Here is a 6438-nt window from a genome sequence, read left to right as displayed (position 1 = left end):
AGCTCATTCGGTATGGCAGGCTCTTTGCGTCGTGACATAGTGGGACTCCTTGTTACCCATTATGCCCGGCCACACACGGAAATCCTGACAGTCCCCAACGATAGCGTGACACCCCTCCGTCTGGCCTGCGGCCAGCCACCTCCCCGGCAAGGGGAGGGCTATCGCATATGGTGCCCAACCCTATCCAAAGCCGTCACCCTAAACTTGTTTCACTCCTCGCCCTTCCTTATACGGTCAAGCTTGGCTTGCCGATGTGCCTCCCGTTCTTCTTCTGCCTCACCAAGACCGCGCGCAAGATCAAGGCCTTGGAGCATAGGACTTTGCAGGCCTTTATTGCGAACCATTTGAACTCGCGCATTCTCCTTTCCAGTCAATAGGGCAAGTTCTGCATCGTAAGCGCGCTTTTTTAGCTCATCAAAGGAGCTTTGCGAAACAGACGAAATTCTATGCGACCTCCAGGCTGCAAGGGCTATAGAAACCATCATAAATGAGGCGATGACGACAAGGCCAACTACCCAAGCTTGCTGTTCCGCGTAATGCGTGATCCAGCCCATTACTGCCGCCACAACGGACGAAGGGATGCAGGACCAAGCCCACGCAATAGCGTTTGCTCTACCAACCCAATCAAGTAACGATGTAAGCTTGCCCATCCGACTCCCCCGCCACCCTTAGCGCAACATGTCCAAAGGGGATAGTCGCCAACTTGTTTCCGGGTCCATCTATCACCACGAGCCGCCATTTTTGGGGCACGATGGATGCTGAAACAAGTTCAGCATGACGAAGTAAAATGGGGTGCGTTCCATATGCGATAGCCCTGCCTGCAAGGGTAGGATTTTTAAGGGAAATCATTATGGCGACGGTGGTGCTGACGGCGGTGGGGACAGCGTTGGGCGGGCCGATCGGGGCGGCGATCGGCGCGGTGCTGGGCAATGTGATCGACCGGGAAATATTGTTCAAGCCCAAGGGGCGCGAGGGACCGCGCCTGTCCGATTTGCAAATCCAGACATCGACCTATGGCGCGCAAATTCCGCGCCTGTTCGGGACGATGCGGGTGGCGGGCACGGTGATCTGGGCGACGGACCTGAAGGAAGTGCGCAGCAAGAGCGGCGGCGGCAAGGGGCGGCCGAGCGTGGCCAGCTATAGCTATAGCGCGAGTTTTGCGGTGGCCTTGTCGGCGCGGGCGATAGGGTCGATCGGGCGGATCTGGGCCGATGGCAATTTGCTGCGCGGGGCGGCGGGGGATTTCAAGACCGAACTGTCCGCCTTTCGTGTGCATGGGGGCGGCGCGGATCAGCCGGTCGATCCGCTGATCGCGTCCGCGGAAGGGGTGGCGATGACGCCTGCGCATCGCGGGATGGCCTATGTGCTGTTCGAGGATTTGGCGCTGGCCGATTATGGCAATCGTATTCCGTCGCTGACGTTCGAGGTGGTGGCGGATGCGGGGCCGGTGTCGGTGGCGGCGGTTGCGGCGGATTTGAGCGACGGGGCGCTTGCGGGTGAGGGGTTGCCCGAAGTGGCGGGCTTTGCGGCGAGCGGCGGGGATGTGCGTGAGGCGATTGCGGCGCTGAGCGAGGTGCATGGACTGGCGCTGCAGAGCGATGCGGACGGGTTGCGGCTGGCGGCGGCGGGCAGCGTGGCGAGCGCGGATGTCGATGCGGCGATGCTGGCGCGGCGGGTCAATGGGCGGGCGATGGATGCGGTCGAGCGGTCGGCGGCGGCGGCCGAGACGGTGCCGGTGGCGCTGTCGCTGCGCCATTATGATGGCGCGCGCGATTATCAAGCGGGGGTGCAGCGGGTGATGCGGCCGGGGCCGGGGCGGGTCGAGCGGGGGATCGAACTGCCCGCTGTGCTGGAGGCTGGCGCGGCGCGGGCTTTGGCGGGTGCGCGGTTGCAGGCGGGATGGGCCGGGCGGGCGACGATGACTTTGCGCTGCGACTGGTCGGCGCTGGCGCTGACGGTGGGCGCGGTGGTCAGCGTGGATGATGCGCCGGGGCTGTGGCGGATCGAGGAGCGCGAATGGGAGGGGATGGCGGTGCGGCTTGCGCTGCGCCGGGTGCCAGGGGCCGGGCCAGGGATGCCGGGCGCGGCGTCGTCCGGCGCGATCGTGCGGCAGGTGGATGCGCCGCATGGGGCTACGTATCTGCTGCTCGCCGAATTGCCGCCGGTGCGTGAGGGGCTGGCCGATGCGCCGCTGATCGTGGCGGCGGCGAGCGGGGGCGCGGGGTGGCGCAGCGCGGCGCTGTTCGTGATGAGCGGGACGGGCGAGGCGGTGCCGATCGGGCCGAGCGCGCCGCGCGCGGTGGTGGGTGTCGCGGATACGGCCTTGCCGGTCGGGAGCGCGACGTTGGTGGATGCGCGCCATGCGCTGACCGTCGCTTTGCTGGCCGACGATATGGATATGTTCCCGGCCGATGAGGCGGGGTTGGCGCAGGGGCGGAACCTGTGCCTGGTCGGGCGGGAGTTGATCCAGTTTGCAGGCGTCGAAGCGCTGGGGGCTGGGCGCTATCGGCTAAGCAGCTTGCGGCGCGGGCTGCGTGGGACCGAATGGGCGATGGCGGTGCATGAAGCGGGCGAGGCTTTTCTGCTGATCGAGGAGGATCGGCTGGTCGAGCCGTTGACGGCGCTGGGCGGGCAGGGCGAGATCGGTGCGATGGTCGAGGTGCGTGCGGTGGGGCGCGGCGATGCGGTGCCGGTCGCGGCGGCGCTGACGATCGGCGGCGAGGCGGTGATGCCGCCTTCGCCGGTGCATCTGACCGCGCAGGCGACGGCGGACGGCTGGGCGTTTGGCTGGACACGGCGGAGCCGCAACGGGTGGCGCTGGGCGAGCGGGGGCGACGTGCCGCTGGGCGAGGAGAGCGAGCGCTATGCGGTGACGGTGCTGGAGGGCGGGGCGGTGGTGCGCGCTGCGGAAAGCGCGACGCCGCAATGGCACTATGACGCGGCGATGATCGCGGCGGACGGGGTGGCTGGCCGCGCGCTGGTGCTGGACGTGCGGCAAATGGGGACGCGGGCGACCGGGCGGGCGGCGCGGATAGATTTTACCGCCTGATGATCGGCGGAACCTTATCGGGAGACGGAATATGGACGGGACGCCGCGATGGGCCTTGCCCTTTTTGTTCGCCGGGCAGGCGCAGAAGGAAATGTTCCACAATGAGGCGCTGGTGCGGATCGACGCGCTGGTTCACGGGGTTGCGCAGAGCGCGGACCTGGCCAGCCCGCCGGTTGCGCCGGAGATCGGCCAATGCTGGATCGTCGCCGATGGAGCGACTGGGGCGTGGGACGGGAATGACGGGGCGGTGGCGTTATGGACCGACGGCGGGTGGCGCTTCATCGCGGCGAAAGCGGGATTGCGGCTGTTGGTCGTGGATCGCGATCATGCACTGCACCATGATGGCAGCGCGTGGCGCGGCGGTGCCGAGCGTAGCGATGGCCTCTATATCGACGATGTAAAAGTCGTCGGCGTGCGGCAGCCGGGAATCTCTGCGCCGACCGGAGGCGTAACGATTGACAGCGAGGCGCGTAATAGCATCGCACTGATACTGGCTGCTTTGCGGGCACATGGCCTCATTCTTTCGTAATTCTGTCATAATTGTATTTTTATGTTGGGATGCTCCGCTATTAGCAGTAGGGGGGCGATGAATAGCCTGAATCGCGAACGAAGAGCGTGCTACTGCGCTATTTTTGCAACGGTTTCTCTATTTGTGGACTTGCCATGAAACCTTCTTCTCGATACAGGGTTTCAGCAGTCCTTCGTGACACTTTTGAAAGGGGAATTCAGATGCGGAAGCTTGCCCTCGCGGCTGCTCTTGCTACCACTGTCCTGGCCACCCCGGCCATGGCACGTGATAATAGCTGGTACATTGGCGTAGATGCCGGCGTGCTGCTGGTCGAAGACCAGAACATGACCTTCTCGGCTGTACCTCCCGGCGGTCGCGCCGGTCCGTCGATCGACTATCATAAGGGTTATGACGTCGACGCCAACATCGGTTACGATTTTGGTGGTTTCCGTCTTGAGGCCGAAGCGGCCTACAAGCGCGCGAAGATCGACATCGACAAGATGGGCCCGGCCGGCGTTCGCTTCGGCGGTGCCACTTCGGCTCTGTCGTTCATGCTGAACGGCTTGCTGGACTTCGGTCCCGATGACGGCCTGCAGGGCTTCGTCGGCGGCGGTGTTGGCGTTTCGCGCGGCAAGGTTGCCTCGGACATCGTCAATGACAGCGACACCGGTTTTGCATGGCAGGCTCTGGCCGGCGTGCGTTACCCCGTCACCAACAATGTCGACGTTTCGCTGAAGTATCGTTTCTTCAATCAGGACGATATCAAGCTGATCCCGGCATATCAGAGCGTGTACGGCCAGGCTGGTTCGACCGCAGACACCAAGCTGCGCACGCACAGCCTGCTGCTCGGCCTGACCTACAACTTCGGCGCACCGGCTGATGTGGCTCCTCCGCCGCCCCCGCCGCCGCCCCCGCCGCCCCCGCCGCCTCCTCCGCCGCCGCCTCCGGTCGCGGAATGCAGCCCCGGACCGTACATCGTGTTCTTCGAATGGGACAAGTCGGACGTCACGCCTGACGCCGCCACCATTCTGGACAACGCGGTTTCGGCCTACAGCAACTGCGGCAGCGCCCAGGTCATGCTGGCCGGTTATGCGGATAAGTCGGGTTCGGCCGCTTACAACGTTGGTCTGTCGCAGCGTCGCGCTGACAGCGTGAAGGCTTATATGGCTTCGAAGGGTATCCCTGACGGCGTCATGATGACCCAGGCGTTCGGTGAAACGAACCCCCGCGTCGAAACCGCCGACGGCGTTCGCGAACTGCAGAACCGTCGCGTGGAAATCACCTACGGTCCCGGTTCGGGCATGTAAGATTTTCCGTCCTTCGGGATGGAGAATGGATGAGGGGCTGGTCGCAAGACCAGCCCCTTTTTCTTTGGGATTATGGCAGGAGCGGGTGACGATCTTCGGAGGAGGGCGGATGCCGCGCACTCTATAAGGCTCGATGACATGCGATCGCTTTTCTCGATCCCTTCTCCCGGTCCCGCGTCCGCGATCACGAGCCGAGTTCAATCCAACCCGCTTGAGCAGCGAACGCACGCCGATGTGCTGGCGATACCGGATCAGCTTGCGGGCGCTGTCGTCCATCCGGTGGTCGATGGCCAGGGAGCGGCCGACGTGGATGTGTCTGTTGCGCGCATGATCGCGCGATCATGCGGGAAAGTGGTGATTATTGCGCGTGCGTGATGATAGGACGATACGGATCGGCAACAAAAGCCCGTCTGTCGCGTTGCCTGTTCATTCATGTCCTTTAGGAGTCCGCTATGCGCTTTTCCCCGCTTCTTGCCGCCCTGCCTTTAGCCCTGGCCGTCAGTGCCTGCGCCACCACTGGCTCCAATACTGCCTCGACGGCCGCACCGATGGCGGGTGCCAAGCTGATGGCTGGCGATGGCGCTGCGCGGGGCGAGGCGACCATCACCGAGGCGGCCGATGGCCTGCATGTGGTGGTCAAGGCGATGGGCGTGACGCCGGGCCTGCATGCCGTGCATGTTCACACAACAGGGCTTTGTACCGGACCGGACTTTACCAGCGCGGGCGGGCATTGGAACCCGACAGGCCGCCAGCATGGCAAGGATAATCCGGCCGGGATGCATATGGGCGATATGCCCAATATGCTGGCGGGGCCGGACGGCACGGGCGAAATCGAATATCATATCGCTGGCGGTACGATCCGCAGTGGCGCGACGCCTCTGCTGGATGCCGATGGCGCAGCCGTGGTCATTCACGCGCAGGCTGACGACAATAAGAGCGACCCGGCGGGCAATGCGGGCGGGCGGATTGCCTGCGGCGTGATTGCCGCGAAGTGACATTGGGTGGGCGGCCCAGTTTAATCGGGGTCGCCCCCATAATGATCGATGGCATGATAGCTCGCGCCGCCATGGCCGAGACGGCTTTCGAACAGGGTGAAGCCCTTGACGGTGAAGGCAGGGCTGGCCAGCGCGGCGTGGCGGGCCAGGAAGGGCGCAACCGCGCCGCCGCTGCGACCAAAGCGCGCCAAGGTGACGTGCGGGAGATAGGCCCGTTCCTCTGGAGGCAGGCCGACCGCGACGCAGGCGCGGTCGATCTTGCGATGGAGGCTTGCAAGTGGCTCGCGCGGCTGGACCCCGGCCCAAAGCGTGTCGACGACAGCTTTGCGGTCAAAGGTGCCGACGCCCGATAGCTGGATCGCGCAAGGGGCGAAGCGGACGGTGCGCAACGCATCGGCCAAATCGTCGGCGCGATGCCGATCGACCTGCCCGACGAAGCGCAGGGTGAGGTGGAGTTGGTCATCGCTTTGCCATCGCGCGCCCATGACGCCGCCCATGATCGCGCGCAGCGCGGCCCGATGGCTGGCGGGCGGGCGGATGGCGACGAACAGGCGGTGCATGGCGTGATCATAGCCGCTG

At 64.6% G+C, this 6438-nt stretch carries 7 protein-coding genes; 5 read left to right on the top strand and 2 right to left on the bottom strand.

What is annotated here, in order from left to right:
* Positions 1–209 precede the first annotated feature (209 nt).
* Positions 210–650, bottom strand: coding sequence for a hypothetical protein (locus tag J2W40_RS04615; protein ID WP_310222214.1), 441 nt, complete (start codon positions 648–650; stop codon positions 210–212).
* A 200-nt stretch (positions 651–850) separates the two neighbouring features.
* Here J2W40_RS04615 and J2W40_RS04610 point away from each other — a divergent pair, with 200 nt between their 5' ends.
* The 5 genes from J2W40_RS04610 to J2W40_RS04590 all read left to right on the top strand — a co-directional run bounded on the left by J2W40_RS04610 (position 851) and on the right by J2W40_RS04590 (position 5859).
* The gene (locus J2W40_RS04610) at positions 851–3049 is read left to right on the top strand and encodes a phage tail protein (protein WP_310222213.1); all 2199 of its coding nucleotides are present in this window, start codon (positions 851–853) and stop codon (positions 3047–3049) included.
* A gap of 31 nt (positions 3050–3080) precedes the next feature.
* Positions 3081–3578: a DUF2793 domain-containing protein gene (locus J2W40_RS04605; RefSeq protein WP_310222212.1), complete on the top strand. Its 498-nt coding sequence runs from the start codon at positions 3081–3083 to the stop codon at positions 3576–3578.
* 200 nt (positions 3579–3778) lie between these two features.
* Positions 3779–4864 carry an OmpA family protein gene (locus J2W40_RS04600; RefSeq protein ID WP_310222211.1) on the top strand — a complete coding sequence of 362 codons (1086 nt, stop codon included), beginning with the start codon at positions 3779–3781 and terminating at the stop codon, positions 4862–4864.
* Positions 4865–5002: 138 nt separating this feature from the next.
* Positions 5003–5239, top strand: a complete 237-nt coding sequence (locus J2W40_RS04595; protein WP_310222210.1) for a hypothetical protein — start codon at positions 5003–5005, stop codon at positions 5237–5239.
* Between the two features lie 77 nt (positions 5240–5316).
* Positions 5317–5859 (top strand): superoxide dismutase family protein, encoded by a 543-nt coding sequence (locus tag J2W40_RS04590; protein ID WP_310222209.1) that lies wholly within the window; start codon positions 5317–5319, stop codon positions 5857–5859.
* Between the two features lie 20 nt (positions 5860–5879).
* Here J2W40_RS04590 and thpR read toward each other — a convergent pair whose 3' ends face one another.
* Positions 5880–6419 carry an RNA 2',3'-cyclic phosphodiesterase gene (thpR, locus tag J2W40_RS04585; protein WP_310222208.1) on the bottom strand — a complete coding sequence of 180 codons (540 nt, stop codon included), beginning with the start codon at positions 6417–6419 and terminating at the stop codon, positions 5880–5882.
* Positions 6420–6438 lie beyond the last annotated feature (19 nt).

The organism is Sphingobium xenophagum, assembly GCF_031457465.1.
Taxonomy (GTDB): domain Bacteria; phylum Pseudomonadota; class Alphaproteobacteria; order Sphingomonadales; family Sphingomonadaceae; genus Sphingobium; species Sphingobium xenophagum_A.
Note: the sequence above shows the minus strand (reverse complement) of the source record. Positions and strands in the feature narration are given on the sequence as shown.